The organism is Pseudomonas sp. SJZ077, from assembly GCF_007993905.1.
GTDB classification, from domain to species: domain Bacteria; phylum Pseudomonadota; class Gammaproteobacteria; order Pseudomonadales; family Pseudomonadaceae; genus Aquipseudomonas; species Aquipseudomonas mandelii.
Window position 1 is genome coordinate 50105 of the sequence record NZ_VIUJ01000027.1, and the last position, 17446, is coordinate 67550.

Genomic DNA, 17446 nt, shown 5'->3' on the forward strand with positions numbered 1-17446 from the left:
AGTCCGCGTCAGGATCGGGGATCAAAGGCATCGCGCAACGCCTCGCCGATAAACACCAATAAGGAAAGAATCAGCGCCAGGGTGAAAAACGCCGTCAGCCCCAGCCACGGCGCTTGCAGGTTCTGCTTGCCTTGCCCGATCAGCTCGCCCAGCGATGCGCTGCCGGCCGGCATGCCGAAGCCGAGAAAATCCAGGGCCGTGAGGGTGGAGATGGCGCCGGTGAGAATGAACGGCAGGTAGCTCAAGGTCGCGTTCATGGCGTTGGGCAGGATATGCCGGACAATCACTTTTCGATCCGTGAGGCCCAGCGCCCGGGCGGCTTTGACGTATTCCAGATTGCGCCCGCGCAGGAACTCGGCGCGCACCACGTCGACCAGCGCCAGCCAGGAAAATAGCGCCATGATCCCCAGCAGCCACCAGAAATTCGGTTCGACGAACCCCGACAGAATGATCAGCAAGTACAGCACTGGCAGACCGGACCAGACCTCCAGCAAGCGTTGACCCAGCAGGTCGACCCAGCCGCCGTAATAGCCTTGCAAAGCGCCGGCGGCGATGCCGATCAAGGCGCTGACGAAGGTCAGCATCAACGCAAACAGGATCGACACCCGTGCGCCGAAAATCACCCGGGCCATGACGTCCCGGGACTGGTCGTCGGTGCCCAGCCAGTTGACGCTGGAGGGCGGGCTCGGCGCCGGTGTATTGAGTTCATAGTTGGGCGTGTCATCGCTGAACGGGATCGGCGGGAACAGCATCCAGCCGCCGTCCTTGTGAATCAGCTTTTGCACGTAGTCGCTGCGATAGTCAGCCTGGAATGGCAGTTGCCCGCCGAACTCCTGCTCGGTGTGGCGCTTGAATACCGGGAAGTACCACTGGCCCTGATAACTGACCACCAGCGGTTTGTCGTTGGCGATCAACTCACCGCCCAAGGTCAGCAGAAACAGGCCAATGAACAGCCACAGCGACCACCAGCCCCGACGGTTTTTCTTGAAGCGTTCAAAGCGGCGACGGCCTAACGGCGAGAGCTTGAACATCAGGCGTTCCTCGCGGCAAAGTCGATACGCGGGTCGACCAGGGTGTAGCAGAGGTCGCCGATCAGTTTTATCAAAAGCCCGAACAGCGTGAAGATAAACAGCGAGCCGAACACCACCGGATAGTCCCGCGACACGGCAGCCTCATAGCTCATGCGCCCCAGGCCATCGAGGGAGAAAATCACTTCGATCAGCAGCGACCCGGCGAAGAACACGCTGATGAACGCCTGGGGAATCCCCGACACCACCAGCAACATCGCATTGCGGAACACATGGCCGTACAGCACGCGTCGTTCGCTCAAGCCTTTGGCCCGTGCGGTGACCACGTACTGGCGCGTGATTTCATTGAGGAACGAGTTCTTGGTGAGGATCGTCAGCGTGGCGAAACCGCCGATCACCAACGCCGTCACCGGCAGCACCAAGTGCCAGAAATAGTCGGCGATCTTGCCCACGGTCGACAGCGATTCGAAGTTGTCCGACACCAGTCCGCGCACCGGGAACCAGTTCAGCGAGGTGCCACCGGCGAAGACCACGATCAGGAACATCGCGAACAGGAACGCCGGCATCGCGTAACCGATGATGATTGCCGTGCTGCTCCAGATGTCGAAATGGCTGCCATGATGCACGGCCTTGCGGATGCCCAGCGGGATCGACACCAGGTACGTGATCAGCGTCGCCCATAGCCCGAGGGAAATGGTTACCGGCATTTTTTCCAGGATCAGGTCGGTGACGGTGGCGCCGCGGAAGAAGCTCTTGCCAAAGTCCAGGCGCGCGTAGCTGGTGAGCATCAGCCACAGGCGTTCGTGTGCGGGCTTGTCGAAGCCGTACTGCTTTTCGATGTCCTTGATCAATTGCGGGTCGAGACCGCGACTGGCCCGGGAGGTGCCGGACATGGTCTCCCCGGAGCCGCCGCCGACACTGGCGCCACCGATGCCTTGCAAATGCGCGATGGCCTGCTCCACCGGACCGCCCGGTGCAGCCTGGACGATGACGAAGTTGACCAGAAGAATGATCACCAGCGTCGGGATGATCAGCAGCAGACGCCGCAGTATGTAAGCCCACATCAATGCGGCCCTCCGGGTGTGCCACGGCGGATTTTTTCCGCCGTCATCTGCTGGTTGGTCAGCGGCGTGGTGCTCACTTCCCACCAGCTTTCGATGGCTTCGTCATTACTGGCCTGCTCGTTGGGCATGCCGAACCGGTTCCACCACACCGTTGAAGTGCCCGGCGGGTAATAGTTGGGAATCCAGTAGTAGTTCCATTGCAGCACCCGGTCCAGTGCGTGGGCGTAGCGCAGCATTTCGGGCTGGGTGTTGGCGCGGACCAGGCCGTTGATCAGGGTGTCGACCGCCGGGTTCTTCAGCACCATGTAGTTGTTGGCGCCGGGGTCGTTGGCCGAGACCGAGCCGAAGTAGTTGAACAGCTCGCCACCCGGTGAAGTGGTGACCGGGTAACCGGTGACGATCATGTCGTAATCGCGGCTCATCAGGCGATTTACATACTGGGACGCGTCGATGCGGCGGATGTTCAGGTCGATGCCGATCTGTTTCAAGGTGCGCTTGTATGGCAGGAGCAATCGGTCCATGCCGTTTTGGCTGACCAGAAAAGTGAAACTCAGTGGCGTGCCCTCGGCGTTGACCAGTTGGTCGCCGTCGGGTTTCCAGCCGGCCTGCTCGAGCAAGCCCAGCGCTTGCAATTGTTTGTCGCGAATCAGACCGCTGCCATCGGTTTTCGGCGCTTCGAAGACCTGGGTGAAGACTTCGTCGGGAATCTGCCCACGCAGCGGTTCGAGAATGGCCAGCTCGCCGGCGTCCGGCAGTTTGCGGGCGGCGAGGTCGGTGTTGGAAAAGAAGCTTTGCTGGCGGATGTACAGGTCGCGCATCATCTGCCGATTGCTCCACTCGAAATCCCAGAGCATGGCCAGGGCCTGGCGCACTCGTCGGTCCTGGAATATCGGTTTTTGCAGGTTGAAGACAAAACCCTGGGCCGATTGCGGAGCTTCTGTGGCCAGATGTGCTTTTTGCAGGCGACCGTCGCTCAGGGCCGGGCTTTCGTAGCCGATGGAGTAACCGGTCGCGGAGAATTCGCGGTTGTAGTCATAGGCGCCGCCACGCAGGACCTGGCGGGCGACGTCGGTATCGCCGAAGTACTCGATGCTGAAATGATCGAAGTTGTAGAGGCCGCGGCTGACCGGCAAATCCTTGCCCCACCAGGTGGCATTGCGCTCGAAGGTAATGCTGCGACCGGAGTCGACCTTGCCCACCTTATAAGGGCCGCTGCCCAATGGCGCCTCATAACCACCGCCATTGGCGAAGTCACGGGTCTTCCACCAGTGTTCGGGAAATACCGGCAACGTGGCGATGTCGAGGGGCAGGGTACGGTTTTCGTTGCTTTTGAAGTCGAACCGGACCGTTAGCGGCCCTTCGACTTCGACGCCTTTGACGTCGGCGAACTGGGTGCGGTAGCGCAGGCTGCCCTGGGTCATCAGCAGGTCGAAGGTGTAGCGCACGTCCTGGGCGGTGATCGGTGTGCCGTCGGCGAAACGCGCCTTCGGATTCAAATAGAAGCGCAGCGACATACCGTCGTCGGAGCGCTCCATTTTCTGTGCCACCAGACCGTACACGGTATAGGGTTCGTCCAGCGAACGCTGGGCCAGGGGCGAGTAGAGCAAGCCGTCGATCTGCGTGACGCCAATGCCTTTGTCGATGTACGGCAATATATGGTCGAAATGCCCGATCTCGATGGCCGAGCGACGCATCGTGCCGCCCTTGGGGGCTTGCGGGTTGGCGTAGGCGAAATGACTGAAGCCGGCGGGGTACTTCGCCGGTTCGCCGTACACGGTCAACGCATGTTGCGGTGCAGCATTCACACCGACGGCACTCAACAGCAGGGCCATGGCAGTGAACAACAAAGTGGGGAAAGCCAGTCGCATTGTCAGCCTTAGAGCCGGGTGGTCGATAACCGCAATTTGTACGCTAGCGGCGCGTCCCTCGCCAGCCGTATTACGTATCCGAAACACAACGGCCCGCCAAAAGGCGGGCCGCTGTGCAGAATATCAGAGTGCTGATCAGTCCTGACGGCTGGTCACTTCCAGCAGGTGGTAACCGAACTGGGTCTTGACCGGGCCTTGCACCACGTTGATAGGTGCGCTGAAGACGACGGTGTCGAACTCCTTGACCATCTGTCCTGGACCGAACGAGCCGAGGTCGCCGCCCTGGCGGCTGGATGGGCAAGTGGAGTTGGCTTTGGCAACTTCGGCGAAATCAGCGCCGCCTTCGATCTGGGCCTTGAGTTCGTTGCACTTGTCTTCCGAGCTAACCAGGATGTGACGGGCAGTGGCTTTAGCCATGGAAAATTCTCCTTTCAATGTTCAGTAAAGTGCGGAGCCTACCGGATTCAGTGGCCTATTTCTCGACAAAGTTCCGGACAGATTATAGGCCGGCATTTCTCAGGCGCTCGGCATGCTGCACATACAAGGCAATCGGATCGATGCCCTTGCGCAGCGGGCCGGCGGTTTGACAGAGGCTGTCCAGATGATCCAGCGGATAGTCGGAACGGATGACTTTGCCTAAATGGGAGCTGTAGCGGCCCACCATGCCGTCATTTTGCTCTGCCTCGGTGGTGAAGTAGCGAGAGAAGGCCTGGAGGAAACCGTGCAGCGGACTGACCGCCCCCAACCCTTTATCGAGAAGGTCACCCTGCAATGTGCCGCTCCAGGAGTAATAACGCACGCCGTTCACCAGTTCGCGCCCCTTGCCGCCCCAGGTTTTCGGCAGTCCTTGCGGGTATTTGTCGTTGAACGCGCCCACACCTTCGGTGGTCAAGGCGTTGAGCGCAGCGATGGCATTCTGCGGCAAATGCTGATGACCGCTGAGCAACGACAGAAAGTCAGCAAACAGCGTGGCAACCGTGGCCGCGACGTGTTCCGGCAGGCGTCCCGGTGTGAGGGCCTTGCGCAGGAAATCGGCCAGTTCCGAGCCGTGGTTCGGGCCGCTGACCGAAGTCACCGACGCGACAATCTCCGGCGCGATGGCGGCGGCGTAACGTGCTGCGAGGGCACCCTGACTGTGACCGATCAGGTTGACCTGGTGGGCGCCGGTTCCTTCCAGCACCCGTTCGATCTGTGCCAACAGTTGGTCACCGCGCACTTCGTTGCTTTGGGTAGCCGAGAGGTGGGGGATGAACACTCTTGCACCGGCACTTCTGAGGGCCTGCTTGACGTCATGGAAGAGTTCGACTTTGCCAATGCGATCAAAGCCGAAGAGGCCGTGGATCAACAGGATTGGATACTGAGTAGTTGCATTCCGTAGCATGTTCATTCCTTTTTCGCGATGGTTCAGAGAGGTGAATATGGGCTCACTCTAAAGCACACCAGCGGCTCGGCGATGTATGAGGAATCCGCTGTAAGTTGATGAAAAAGGTATAGAAAACGTAGGAAAGTTCGAAAGAGCCTGAGGTCCCGTTCGGAATATTTGGACATCTTTTTGTCGCTCGCCGAGCGCATCAATGCAACGGCCTACTGTGTCTACGCCGTTTACCTGTCAACCGATTCGCTTTTCAGACGCCCAGCCCTCGAATCGAGGGCTGGAAGGTCGGCGGTGGTTATGCCGGTCGCTGAACGCCGTTCTGTGCCCGCAGCCGGTCGACGGCCTGTCGCAACAGGTGTTCCGTTCCGGTCCAGCCGAGGCAGCCATCAGTCACCGATACGCCGTAGCGCAGCGATGGGCTCAAGGGCTGGCAGCCTTCGAACAAATGGCTCTCGATCATCATGCCGATCAGCGATTGATCGCCTTGCAGGCGTTGCTCAAGCACATCGTTGAATACGGCGGGCTGACGAGCCGGGTCTTTGCCGCTGTTGGCGTGGCTGCAGTCGACCATGATCCGTGCGGGGATCTTGAGTCGGGTCAAGTCGCTGTTCACTTGGGCGACGCTGTCGCGATCGTAGTTCGGCCCGCGATGACCGCCGCGCAACACCAGATGGGTGTCGGGATTGCCCGGGGTTTGAATGATCGCAGGATGCCCCTGGCTGTCGACACCGAAATGACGATGCGGGTGGGCGGCCGAACGCATGGCATCGCTGGCAACGGCCACGCCGCCATCGGTGCCGTTCTTGAATCCGACGGGCATGCTCAGGCCGCTGGCCATTTCCCGGTGGATTTGCGACTCGGTGGTGCGGGCACCGATGGCGACCCAGCTCAGCAGATCGTCGAAGTAGCCGGCCGCCATCGGTTGCAACAGTTCGGTGGCAATTGGCAAGCCGAGGCGCAGCATCTCGCGCATCAGTTCACGGGACAGGGTCAAGCCGCCGGCCATGTCATCGCTGCCGTCAAGCTGCGGGTCGTAGGCCAGGCCTTTCCAGCCGACCGTGGTGCGGGGCTTTTCGACGTAGGCGCGCATCACCAGCAACAACTGGTCGCTGACTTCGGTGGCGAGGCGAGCGAGGTTGGTGGCGTATTCGAGGGCGGACTGGGGGTCGTGAATCGAGCAAGGGCCGACGATGACCAGCAGACGGGAATCTTCACCGTTGAGGATCGCGCGGACCGCGTCGCGGTGGGCGGCGACTTGCCGGGTCAGGGCGTTGTTGAGGGGCAGTTGCTGCTTGAGTTGCAACGAGCTGGGCAGACGCAAGGTCAGCGCTTCATTGGCGGGACTCAAGGTGGACAGCGGCAGAGCAGAGACGGACGAGTTCATATTCAGGCTTCCTGGGCTGGCGGCGGGTTCGTTCCCCCGCGCTCGGCCCTACTGGGGTGTTCGACAATTGGCCGGATTGGCTGCGTGTGTGTGCTTGCCACCTGTGGGTGACCGATCGGAGGCGGCAGGCTGTCCCGAGCGGAGGCTGCTAAATCGCCAGGCGGAAAAACTGTCGTAACGGTAATAAGTGGCGTAGTTCATTTCGTAAATCCTCTGGTTGTCTGGTGTGTCGCAAAAAAATCAGGGGCTGAAAAAACAAAACCCCCGATCGGGAAGCCGACCGGGGGTTGAGAATTCTCTGGTGGCGACCCGTTTAAAGTGGGCGCCGTGTGGGTATCAGGCGCGCCAGTGGCTAAACCAATACCCAAAATAAAAGCTGACCGGAGCACAAACGTCAGTCGCCCGGGCAGCCGTAACCGAGCGCGAGGCGCTGGCGGTACGAAGCTGTAAGAGGGCGTTGAACATGGTCTGTCTCCGATGAATGCCCCGAGCTTACTAGAGGCCGGTGCGCGGTTTCAATCAGAAAATGCTATCGATGACCGATCACCTTTTCTATCGCTTGAGTGGTCGAGGTTTGTGACACACTTTGGGCGTCACTCACGAGTGATGTCACAAGGGCGAACCATGACGACACTGATCGTTGGCACCTGCGGAGGTTTTAATGGCTTTTGACTGGCGCCCGGCAACATCCGGCGACCTTGATTTCGCTCGCGAACTGACCTGTCGCAACATGCTCCGCTATTACATTCAAAATGACCTGCTCTGGCAGGACGAGGCGTTCGATGTCGCCTGGGCCGGGCGCGAGAACTGGTTGATTGTCCGGGACGATGTCTTGCTGGGTTATGTGAGCCTCAGTCGCGACTCCAGGGCTTTGTATATCCGCGAATTGCACGTGCTGGAAGCGTTTCAGGGGCAGGGTGCCGGTTCCTGGGCGATCGATCAGGTATTGGCCATGGCGTGCAAGGAACGGCGTCCAGCATTACGCCTGACAGTTTTTGAAACGAATCCGGCCAAAGCGCTGTACGAGAGAAAAGGACTGAAGGTAGCCGGCCAAGACGAGTGTTTCCTGAGAATGCAGCGTGATGTCGATGAGCTGTACCGCTGAAACACGCTAGCGACAAGCCTTTCAAGATGTATTGAAACTTTTTATATAGCGCTTGCCGCTAGGTCTGCCAGTCGCTTTTTGCTAAGGTGTCCGGCAACCCAATAAGACCATATCGCGAGGTGTCTGCTTGATTAGGGTGCTAGTAGTCGATGACCATGATCTCGTTCGTACAGGCATTACACGAATGCTGGCTGACATCGATGGCCTGCAAGTAGTCGGCCAGGCTGAGTCGGGGGAGGAATCCCTGCTTAAAGCGCGTGAGTTGAAACCCGATGTGGTGCTGATGGGCGTCAAGATGCCCGGGATCGGCGGTCTTGAAGCCACGCGCAAATTATTGCGCAGTCATCCGGACATCAAAGTCGTCGCGGTTACCGTGTGCGAGGAAGATCCGTTTCCTACGCGACTGCTGCAGGCCGGTGCCGCCGGTTATCTGACCAAGGGCGCCGGGTTGCCGGAAATGGTCCAGGCCATTCGCCTGGTGTTTGCCGGGCAACGCTACATCAGCCCGCAGATTGCACAGCAACTGGCGATCAAATCCTTTCAGCCGACCAACGATTCGCCCTTCGACGCGCTGTCGGAACGCGAGATCCAGATCGCATTGATGATTGTCGGCTGTCAGAAAGTCCAGATCATTTCCGACAAGCTCTGCCTGTCGCCCAAAACGGTCAACACTTACCGTTACCGCATTTTCGAGAAGCTCTCGATCAGCAGTGATGTCGAGCTGACGCTGTTGGCGGTGCGTCACGGCATGGTCGATGCCAGCCTCTGAAAATGACCGAAGTCTTTGATCCAGGCGCTTTTCTGTCGACCGTCAGTGGGCGCCCCGGCGTCTACCGCATGTTCGACAGCGATGCTCGCCTTCTGTATGTCGGCAAAGCCAAGAACCTGAAAAATCGCCTGTCGAGCTACTTCCGCAAATCCGGTCTCGCGCCCAAGACGGCGGCGCTGGTCGCCCGTATCGCCCAGGTCGAAACCACCATCACGGCCAACGAAACGGAAGCCTTGCTGCTTGAGCAGACGCTGATCAAGGAGTGGCGTCCGCCGTATAACATCCTGCTGCGCGATGACAAATCCTACCCTTACGTCTTTCTTTCGGATGGCCAGTTTCCTCGTCTGAGCATTCATCGCGGTGCGAAAAAGGCCAAGGGCAAGTATTTCGGTCCGTATCCCAGCGCGGGCGCGATTCGCGAAAGCTTGAGCTTGCTGCAAAAAACGTTTTTTGTTCGCCAGTGCGAAGACAGCTATTACAAGAACCGCACGCGCCCTTGTCTGCAATACCAGATCAAGCGCTGCAAGGCCCCGTGTGTCGGGCTGGTAGAGCCCGAAGTGTATGCCGAGGACGTTCGCCACTCAGTGATGTTCCTTGAAGGCCGCAGCAATGCGCTGACCGACGAGTTGTCCGCGGGCATGGAAGAGGCGGCGATCAACCTCGAGTTCGAGCGCGCCGCCGAGTTGCGTGACCAGATTTCGCTGCTGCGTCGAGTCCAGGATCAGCAAAGCATGGAAGGCGGAACCGGCGATATCGATGTGATCGCTGCGTTCGTCAATCCGGGCGGTGCCTGTGTTCACCTGATCAGCGTGCGCGGTGGGCGGGTGTTGGGCAGCAAGAACTTCTTCCCTCAGGTCGGCATCGACGAGGACGTTTCCGAGGTCATGGCTGCCTTTCTCGGCCAGTACTTCATTACCAGTCCTGAGCGCGACCTGCCGAGCGAACTGATCGTCAACGTGGTTCACGAAGACTTTCCGACCCTCATTGCGGCCATTGAAGAGCTGCGCGGTCGCGAGTTGACCATCAGCCATCGGGTACGGGGTACGCGAGCACGCTGGCAACAATTGGCGGTCACCAATGCCGAGCAGGCGTTGGGCGCGAGGCTGGCCAACCGTCAACACGTCGCCGCGCGTTTCGATGCCCTGGCAGAAGTCTTGAACCTGGACGAGCCGCCACAGCGCCTGGAGTGCTACGACATCAGCCACTCCAGCGGCGAAGCCACCGTGGCGTCGTGCGTGGTGTTCGGTCCGGAAGGCCCGATCAAGTCCGACTATCGTCGTTACAACATCGAAGGCGTCACCCCGGGCGACGACTATGCAGCCATGCACCAGGCCCTGACGCGGCGCTTCAGTAAACTGAAGGACGGGGAGGGCAAGTTGCCGGACATTCTGCTGGTGGACGGCGGCAAGGGTCAGCTGTCGATGGCCCGCGACGTGCTCAATGAGCTGGCGGTGCCTGACCTGATTCTGCTGGGCGTGGCCAAGGGGGCGACGCGCAAGGCCGGTTTTGAAACCCTGTACCTCAACGACGCAGCTCACGAATTTACTTTGCGCGGTGATTCCCCCGCGCTGCATCTGATTCAACAGATACGCGATGAAGCCCACCGTTTCGCCATTACCGGGCACCGGGCCCGCCGTGGTAAAACCCGGCGCACCTCGACACTTGAGGGCGTTGCAGGCGTCGGACCGACACGCCGCCGAGATTTGTTAAAACATTTTGGTGGATTGCAGGAGCTGTCTCGTGCCAGCATCGAAGAGATCGCCAAAGCACCCGGGATCAGTAAAAAGCTCGCAGAGTTGATTTATGCAAATCTACACAGCGAGTAGAATGCCACCTCACCTCGTAGCCAGTTGTGCCGATGAATATCCCTAATCTGATTACCGTTCTACGCGTCCTGCTCATCCCGATCTTCATTTTACTGTTCTACCTGCCGTACCAATGGAGCTACATGGCCTCCGCTTCGGTCTTCGCATTTGCCGCCGCCACAGACTGGCTGGACGGTTATCTGGCCCGTCGTCTGGAGCAAAGCACACCATTCGGGGCGTTCCTTGACCCCGTGGCTGACAAGCTGATGGTGGCCGTTGCGCTGGTGTTGCTGGTGCAAGAGCACGGCAACCTGTGGCTCACGCTGCCGGCGGCCGTCATTATCGGTCGCGAAATTGTCGTCTCGGCACTTCGCGAGTGGATGGCCGAACTCGGTGCACGGGCTCACGTTGCCGTGTCGAACCTGGGCAAATGGAAAACCGCCGCGCAAATGCTGGCGCTGGTGATCCTGCTGGCCAATCCATCGGACTTTACCTTCTGGGTCTTGATCGGTTATGCCTTGCTGCTGGTATCTGCCGGCCTGACATTGTGGTCCATGGTCCAATACCTGCGGGCTGCCTGGCCGCATCTGAAGACCGACGTGGAAAAGAAATAAAACTTTTTTGAATCAAAGGGTTGACGGGGCTTCTGGATTCTATAGAATGCGCCACACCAAGACGCGGGAATAGCTCAGTTGGTAGAGCACGACCTTGCCAAGGTCGGGGTCGCGAGTTCGAGTCTCGTTTCCCGCTCCAGATGTTGTTTTGCAGAGCTCCATTGAGCTCTGCAAATCTAGAAAATAGAGGCTTCGGCCTCTTTTTTCGTTCCGGCGAATTCTACCGAAATCTACCTGCAGCCACGAATTTTAAGTACATCAATGAGTACATTGAAATCCGCGCTTTGCTGATAGCCGTTTCCAGATAGATGACGCATCGCCGGACCCGTACATCTCTCCTCAATCGAACGAGACGAGGAGATGTATTCATGCCTTTGACTGATACCGCCGTTCGTAACGCCAAACTCTACGGAAAAAACTATACCCTCAAGGATATGGATGGGTTGTACTGTTTGTTACCGGATTGGTATGTGGATCTAGGTGTCGTTTCGGTGTACTTCTCGTCCCGAAAAGCTTTGCCGGCCAAAACACGAGTGTTCGTGGATTTTCTGCTGGAGCATTTTCAAGGATCGCTCAGCCAGCGTTTCCGTGCCGATTGAGCGCCCAACCTCGGTTGGGCGCCTTCTGACTCAGCCAGCGTGATGGCTCTTTGCAAGGCCGTAGATGGATGTGTCGATGCCTTCGAAGCGCGCCTTTAACTGCAACGCCAGATACAGCGAATAATGCCGTGACTGGTGCAGGTTGCCACCGTGGAACCAGAGGTTTTCCTGCTGTGTGGGCTTCCACATGTTGCGCAATTCGCCCTCATAAGGACCAGGATCATTCGTGGTTCCAGACCCCAGTCCCCAGCAACGGCCGACCTTGTCAGCGACTTCCTGGGAAATCAGCTTCGCCGCCCACCCATTCATTGAGCCATAGCCCGTGGCGTAGACGATCAGATCTGCAGGTAGGCGGCTGCCATCGTTGAGGACGACGGCATCTGCTTCGATGCGTTCGACACCCAGGCCAGGAGCACTCTTGAGCTTGATCGTGCCGTTGGCGATCAGTTCGGAGGCGCCGACGTCGATGTAGTAACCAGAACCACGGCGTACGTACTTCATGAAAAGGCCAGACTCGTCGTCACCGAAATCCAGCATGAACCCGGCCTTGGCCAAGCGCTCGTAAAAGTCCTTGTCACGCTCCTTGATCGCTTCAAAGATCGGTTGATGAAAGCTTGGCATTACCTTGTAGGGGATCGAGGCGAACAGCATGTCGGCCTTGTCGGTGGTCAAACCCGACTCCAAGGCATCTTCGGAGTAGAGCCCGCCGAAGACGAGATCCATTAAGCTGTCAGAGCGCACGATGTGAGTACTGGAGCGTTGCACCATGGTCACCTCAGCACCGTTCTCCACAAGGTCGGCGCATATATCGTGAGCAGAATTGTTCGCACCGATTACTACCGCGCGCTTGCCGCTCCAGGCGTTTCCGCCGGGATGGCGGCTGGAATGATGCTGCTGGCCATTGAAAGCCTCTGCACCCGGATAAGTGGGAACATTGGGTACGCCAGACATGCCGGTGGCGAGGATCAACTGGGTGGGCTGTAAAGTCACACGCTCGCCGTCGCGCTGAACTTCAACCTCCCAGGTGCCACTTTGCTCGTCAAAGCTGGCACTCACACATTCTGTACGCGGCCAATAATTGAGCTCCATGACTTTGGTATACATTTCCAGCCAGTCGCCAATTTGGTCTTTTGGGGTGAAGACCGGCCAGTGATCGGGGAAGGGCAGGTAAGGCATATGGTCGTACCAGACAGGGTCGTGCAGGCACAGCGACTTGTAGCGACCGCGCCACTGATCTCCAGGACGCTCGGCTTTGTCGACGATCAGAGTTGGCACGCCCATTCGCTTGAGCCGCGCAGCGAGCCCCAGCCCACCTTGGCCGCCACCAACGATCAGGCAGTAAGGTTGGGTGGTAATGCCTAGCGAAGCTTCTTCATCTTGGCGACGCTCTAACCAGTTGCGTTTGTCGGCGTGGGTGTGACCATGACTTGCACCCATTGGACGACGGCGGCCACTGGGTTCTTCAAAGCCTTTGAGCTCGCGCATGGCTGTCAACAGCGTCCAGCACACACCGTCTTTTAGGCGAACGTAGCCTTTACCTCGCGCCGCTTCGGTTTCCAGGCTGATCCAACCTTCGAGCACACCGTCATTCAGCGTCGCTTCACCTTCCAGTTTCCATCGCTCAGGACGAGTCTGGTCGAGGCGTGCTTCGAGCATGTCTCGGATGGCAGGCTTGCCTTCGAGGGTCACCAGGTTCCAGCTGAAAAGTAGCAGGTCACGCCAGTGACACTCTTCGGCAAACAGTTCCAGTACGCCGTCCACATCACGTTGGGCGAGACGCTCGCCGAGGTTTTCGACCCAAGCCGCGAGTTGAGCAGTTGGCGTTTGCAGAGGTGTTTCGATAGCGATGTTCATGGGCTTCTCCCGTTCTTGTTGTTTTTGTAACAACTTGCCGTGGAGCAAGGCTCGGGCCATCTTCATGAAAGCCCCGTTCCAGAGCGGCTGAGACAGTACCACCCGGGTGTTTGCTCAGATCTATGTCACGAATCTGGGAATGGCGGATGACAGAGTGTCACGCGGGACATGGAGCGCTCTTCGCGGTGTTTTCATATAAGCTTCGAACAGCCCCGTGTCCTAACCGTACGGAGAACAAGAACAATGAAGCCAGCCTTTATCAATGCTCACGCACAACAAGTGCTGCAAGCCGTGCTGGGCACCTCTGCCAGCCATACTGCTGATCTGGCTATTACGCGGTCTTGGCGCCGTTGCCTGGATCAGCATCAGCTTGATCCGGCCAGCCGCCGTGCAACGAATGTAGTTGAGCACCCACGCTTACAGGATCACCGCGCCCCCCTGGAACACATCATCTCCGTCGCGCACTGGCAGATGACCAGCTTGCACCAACAATTGGGGGGTGACGGACACGTGGTGCTACTCACCGACGCTCGCGGTGTGGCGATCGACAGCGTGTTCAATGACTCCGAACGAGCCGAATTGCAGCGTTCCGGACTGTGGCTCGGTTCGGTATGGAGCGAGGATTGTGAGGGAACCAACGGTGTCGGCACCTGCCTGGTCGAGCGACAGCATGTCACTATCCGTCGTGATCAACATTTCCGTGGCAAGCATGCCGGCTTAACCTGTTCGGCCAGCCCGATATTTGATGCGAGCGGAGAGTTGCTCGCCGTTCTTAATCTCTCTTCTGTGCGAGAAGAACAAGGTCTTCAGCAGCACTTCAAAGCAATGGCATTGACCAACCTGACAGCCCATTTGATCGAGAGCTGTTATTTCCTGGGGCATGATCCGCAGCGATACTTGCTGCGCTTCCACCCGGAGTCCGGCTACGTCGGGCTATTGGGGGAGGGGTTGCTCAGTTTCGACGAGAGCGCTTGTATCTGTTCAGTCAATCATGCGGCGCTCGAGCTGCTGGGCCTCAGCCGTGAGCAGGTGGTTGGGCAATCTCTGACGATGCTGTTGGAGACACCTCTCGATCAGGTGATGAGTCAGGCCAGCTCGCAGCCAAGTGTCTGCTGGCCAATGCGGCTGCTGGACGGACGCCAGCTCTACGGACAGTTGCGAGAACCCTTACGCCGAGTGCCTTCCGGCACTCCTGCAATCCCCAAAATTGACGACGGGCAAGTGTGTCTCGAAGATCCGCGCTTGCAACGCGGCTTTGCTCGCGCATTGCGTGTTTTGGAGCGTGACGTACCCGTGTTTTTACAAGGTGAAACCGGTACAGGCAAAGAAGCTTTTTCTGCTGCGCTGCATCGCGCCAGCTCCAGGGTTAGCCAGCCGTTTGTAGCGATCAATTGCGCGTCCATTCCAGAAACGCTGATCGAGAGCGAGCTGTTCGGCTATCACGGCGGCAGCTTTACTGGCGCACGCAAGGACGGAATGATCGGTAAGCTGGAGCAAGCCCATGGCGGCATTCTATTTCTCGATGAGATCGCCGATATGCCCCTGGCGTTGCAGACTCGCCTGCTGCGGGTGCTGGAGGAACGTCAGGTGGTGCCCCTAGGCGGCGCGACGGCACGTCCGCTCGATATTCGCCTTATCAGTGCCAGCCACCAGGATCTGCACACCTGTGTGGTCGAAGGGCGTTTTCGCGAAGACTTGTTTTATCGCATTGCCGGTTTCTCCGTGCAGCTCCCACCGTTACGTGAGCGTTCAGACAAGGGTCGTTTGCTCGACCTTCTACTGCGCGAAGAGACAAAAGGTGCAAGGATTCGGCTCGAGGCCGGAGTTAGAGAACGCTTGCTGACGCATCCTTGGCCGGGTAATGTCCGGCAGCTGCGCACGTGTCTGCGCACACTGATAGCGTTGTCGATAGAGGGACGTGTCACTCTGGAGGATTTGGCGGAGTTGCTACCGGCAGTTCCAGCCGTGTTAGCCGAAAACCCACTTGGAGTGTCCGAACGGCAGACACTGCTAACGTTGATTGAGGCGGAACATTGGCACATCGCTCATGTCGCCGCCCGCCTGGGGATCAGCCGTAATACGCTCTACCGCAAACTGCGCCAGCATGGTATTTCGCGCCCCGGTTGAATGCCGAACCGCTGTGCCTGACTGACGTCTTGAAGGATACCGGCCAAGTGATGTCGGTTTGAGTACATAAGCCCCAGACGTCTATTTTCCTGACTACCCGGGCAGTGCGGACTGCCGTAGGTTCTGGCAGCACTTGGCAGGGGCAAGTAAATACGTGAACGTTTTGTGAGGCGCAACAAGCAATCACAGGAGGTCTGGCTCGAGGCGAGCTACAACCCGGACCGGGGCGTCGATAGTCGTGTCGAAGGCGTGCTCAAATTGGCCACTGGCATCACCACTCAGATATTGACCTTGAACCGGCAGTTATTCGGCTTCATGAAGCGAGCTGAACCACTCCGCATACGGAGTATTCGTCACCCGGTACCTGTTGAGGTCAGGGCTATCATCTTCCCACCAGACAGGGCCCCGTTCACCGAGCGCTACCTTGGCCTTTTGCACCTTTTCCCGAGCCAGCTTCGTTTGCGATGCGTCTCCCGAAGCCTTAGCTTTCTTCACCTCGCGTCGAGCTGCCATGAGCTCATCTACGAGACTCTGCCGCACATCCTCCTTAAGCGATGGATTAGAACATCGCCACAGCTGCCCTTTGACAACAAAGTAACGACCGTCAGGTGTTACTGGGTTCATTCCACACCTCCGATCTTCCAAAGGGCGCTCGTTCAATGAAGTCACAATGGATGACTACCTAAGTTCTCGGGTAGGACGGCGGTTACGTTGTTTAACCCCAAGCAGTATCCCTGGTATTAGCACTGTGCCCGTGGCGCTTTGGCGTCAGCCTTGATAGCTGATGTGCGATACGTCAGCAAAACGATACAGGTGACCACAATCGCCCCACCCAGAACCTGCCCCGCACTGAGCATCTGATCCAGCACAATCCAGCCCATCAGCAACGTCGCCAGCGGCTTGATGTTCATTACCGGCGCATTGCGTGGCATGTCCAGCCGAGGCACCAAAATAAACAGTACGATAAAACCCGTGCCGTACAGCACCACCAAGGTGGCAAGGGCCAACCATCCGGTTGACGTCGCGGGCAGATTTAGTCCGCCTGGAAGGGCGCCAGCCAACCCCGCAAGATTGACGCTGCCGAATACGATAAAAATGGTCAACAGACTGCGCACCGAACCACGTACCTGAGACAACTTGTGGTCAGTAATCCACAGCGCGCATGCGAATACGCTGGCGGCGCAGAACGCGAACACGACGCCCAGCAGCCATTCTTGGCTGACGTTGGTCGTGGTCGACACACGCCCGGGGACATCCAACACAAACACCAGCCCAACCAGAATCAAACCCATCAACGTAGCGGTGCGTGCAGTCGGTCTCGGGCCACCCACTACCCAGGTGAGCAACGCCAGCAAGATGGGAAACACGTTGGCCACCAGCAGCGCCAGCGCCACTGGGATCCGTGCTACAGCGGAGTACAGACACAGGCTCTGCACGGTAATCAGAAGGCCCAACAGCAACTGCCAGTGCCAGGTACCCGGCGGCGGACGCAGACTTTGTTTTTGCCACAGCACCAGGATGGCGAGCACCAGCAAGGTCCCGCCAGAACGCATCAAAATCGCCAACAACACACCCGCGCCATCATCAAAAGCAACCCGTGCCGCCACATGGTTACCGGCGAACGCGCAGCCCATGCACAAAAGTATGATCACGGCGAGATGGCGGGGGAAGGGCGGCGGTATGGTTTGGGCATACGTAGGGCGGGGCATGGCAGGTCTCGAAGAGTGATAGGCCGACTCAGGTGGCGGGGGCATTTTTATAATGTTGTCGTACAACTGGATTGGTTTGTATCGTATTCGAGTAGGCCGGGCAAGAGGGTTTCGAGCGTTGCAGGCTCTGGTATTGCGTTGAAGG

The 17446-nt window shown here is 58.4% G+C and carries 15 protein-coding genes and 1 tRNA gene; 7 read left to right on the plus strand and 9 right to left on the minus strand.

All coding sequences use genetic code 11. The annotated features are described in order from the left end of the window. Positions 1–8 precede the first annotated feature (8 nt). From FBY01_RS28360 to FBY01_RS28385, 6 genes are all read right to left on the minus strand, one after another. Complete coding sequence (locus tag FBY01_RS28360) at positions 9–1031, minus strand: ABC transporter permease (protein ID WP_010460851.1); 1023 nt, start codon at positions 1029–1031, stop codon at positions 9–11. Continuing rightward, positions 1031–2092 (minus strand): microcin C ABC transporter permease YejB, encoded by a 1062-nt coding sequence (locus FBY01_RS28365; RefSeq protein WP_010460849.1) that lies wholly within the window; start codon positions 2090–2092, stop codon positions 1031–1033. Before FBY01_RS28365 ends, FBY01_RS28360 begins: the two co-directional genes overlap by 1 nt. Next, positions 2092–3960, minus strand: coding sequence for an extracellular solute-binding protein (locus FBY01_RS28370; RefSeq protein ID WP_145310496.1), 1869 nt, complete (start codon positions 3958–3960; stop codon positions 2092–2094). The genes FBY01_RS28365 and FBY01_RS28370 overlap by 1 nt, the downstream gene beginning before the upstream one ends. 135 nt (positions 3961–4095) lie before the next feature. Further along, positions 4096–4377: a peptidylprolyl isomerase gene (locus tag FBY01_RS28375; protein WP_007912303.1), complete on the minus strand. Its 282-nt coding sequence runs from the start codon at positions 4375–4377 to the stop codon at positions 4096–4098. Between the two features lie 82 nt (positions 4378–4459). Then, the gene (locus tag FBY01_RS28380) at positions 4460–5341 is read right to left on the minus strand and encodes a triacylglycerol lipase (RefSeq protein WP_145310494.1); all 882 of its coding nucleotides are present in this window, start codon (positions 5339–5341) and stop codon (positions 4460–4462) included. Positions 5342–5630: 289 nt separating this feature from the next. Further along, positions 5631–6719 carry a 3-deoxy-7-phosphoheptulonate synthase gene (locus FBY01_RS28385; protein ID WP_145310492.1) on the minus strand — a complete coding sequence of 363 codons (1089 nt, stop codon included), beginning with the start codon at positions 6717–6719 and terminating at the stop codon, positions 5631–5633. A 661-nt stretch (positions 6720–7380) separates the two neighbouring features. On the opposite strand from FBY01_RS28385, the gene FBY01_RS28390 reads away from it, so the two are divergent. The 6 genes from FBY01_RS28390 to FBY01_RS32010 all read left to right on the plus strand — a co-directional run bounded on the left by FBY01_RS28390 (position 7381) and on the right by FBY01_RS32010 (position 11611). Further along, positions 7381–7824, plus strand: coding sequence for an N-acetyltransferase (locus tag FBY01_RS28390; RefSeq protein ID WP_145310490.1), 444 nt, complete (start codon positions 7381–7383; stop codon positions 7822–7824). A 127-nt stretch (positions 7825–7951) separates the two neighbouring features. Further along, complete coding sequence (uvrY, locus tag FBY01_RS28395) at positions 7952–8593, plus strand: UvrY/SirA/GacA family response regulator transcription factor (RefSeq protein ID WP_147213290.1); 642 nt, start codon at positions 7952–7954, stop codon at positions 8591–8593. A 2-nt stretch (positions 8594–8595) separates the two neighbouring features. Next, entirely contained in the window at positions 8596–10419 is a 1824-nt protein-coding gene (gene uvrC, locus FBY01_RS28400) for an excinuclease ABC subunit UvrC (protein ID WP_010460831.1), read from the plus strand. Between the two features lie 32 nt (positions 10420–10451). Further along, positions 10452–11012: a CDP-diacylglycerol--glycerol-3-phosphate 3-phosphatidyltransferase gene (gene pgsA, locus FBY01_RS28405; protein ID WP_010460829.1), complete on the plus strand. Its 561-nt coding sequence runs from the start codon at positions 10452–10454 to the stop codon at positions 11010–11012. Positions 11013–11075: 63 nt separating this feature from the next. Continuing rightward, positions 11076–11151: transfer RNA gene (locus tag FBY01_RS28410), tRNA-Gly, on the plus strand. A gap of 229 nt (positions 11152–11380) precedes the next feature. Continuing rightward, positions 11381–11611 (plus strand): hypothetical protein, encoded by a 231-nt coding sequence (locus FBY01_RS32010; RefSeq protein ID WP_077747710.1) that lies wholly within the window; start codon positions 11381–11383, stop codon positions 11609–11611. 30 nt (positions 11612–11641) lie between these two features. Here FBY01_RS32010 and FBY01_RS28420 read toward each other — a convergent pair whose 3' ends face one another. Beyond that, positions 11642–13465 carry an NAD(P)/FAD-dependent oxidoreductase gene (locus tag FBY01_RS28420; protein ID WP_145310488.1) on the minus strand — a complete coding sequence of 608 codons (1824 nt, stop codon included), beginning with the start codon at positions 13463–13465 and terminating at the stop codon, positions 11642–11644. Between the two features lie 243 nt (positions 13466–13708). Here FBY01_RS28420 and FBY01_RS28425 point away from each other — a divergent pair, with 243 nt between their 5' ends. Then, positions 13709–15592: a sigma-54-dependent Fis family transcriptional regulator gene (locus FBY01_RS28425; protein WP_145310486.1), complete on the plus strand. Its 1884-nt coding sequence runs from the start codon at positions 13709–13711 to the stop codon at positions 15590–15592. 303 nt (positions 15593–15895) lie between these two features. On the opposite strand, the gene FBY01_RS32015 is transcribed toward FBY01_RS28425, so the two are convergent. Both FBY01_RS32015 and FBY01_RS28435 read right to left on the minus strand, forming a co-directional pair. Continuing rightward, positions 15896–16216 (minus strand): hypothetical protein, encoded by a 321-nt coding sequence (locus FBY01_RS32015; protein WP_077747713.1) that lies wholly within the window; start codon positions 16214–16216, stop codon positions 15896–15898. A gap of 116 nt (positions 16217–16332) precedes the next feature. Further along, positions 16333–17301 (minus strand): DMT family transporter, encoded by a 969-nt coding sequence (locus FBY01_RS28435; RefSeq protein WP_145310484.1) that lies wholly within the window; start codon positions 17299–17301, stop codon positions 16333–16335. Positions 17302–17446: the final 145 nt, after the last annotated feature.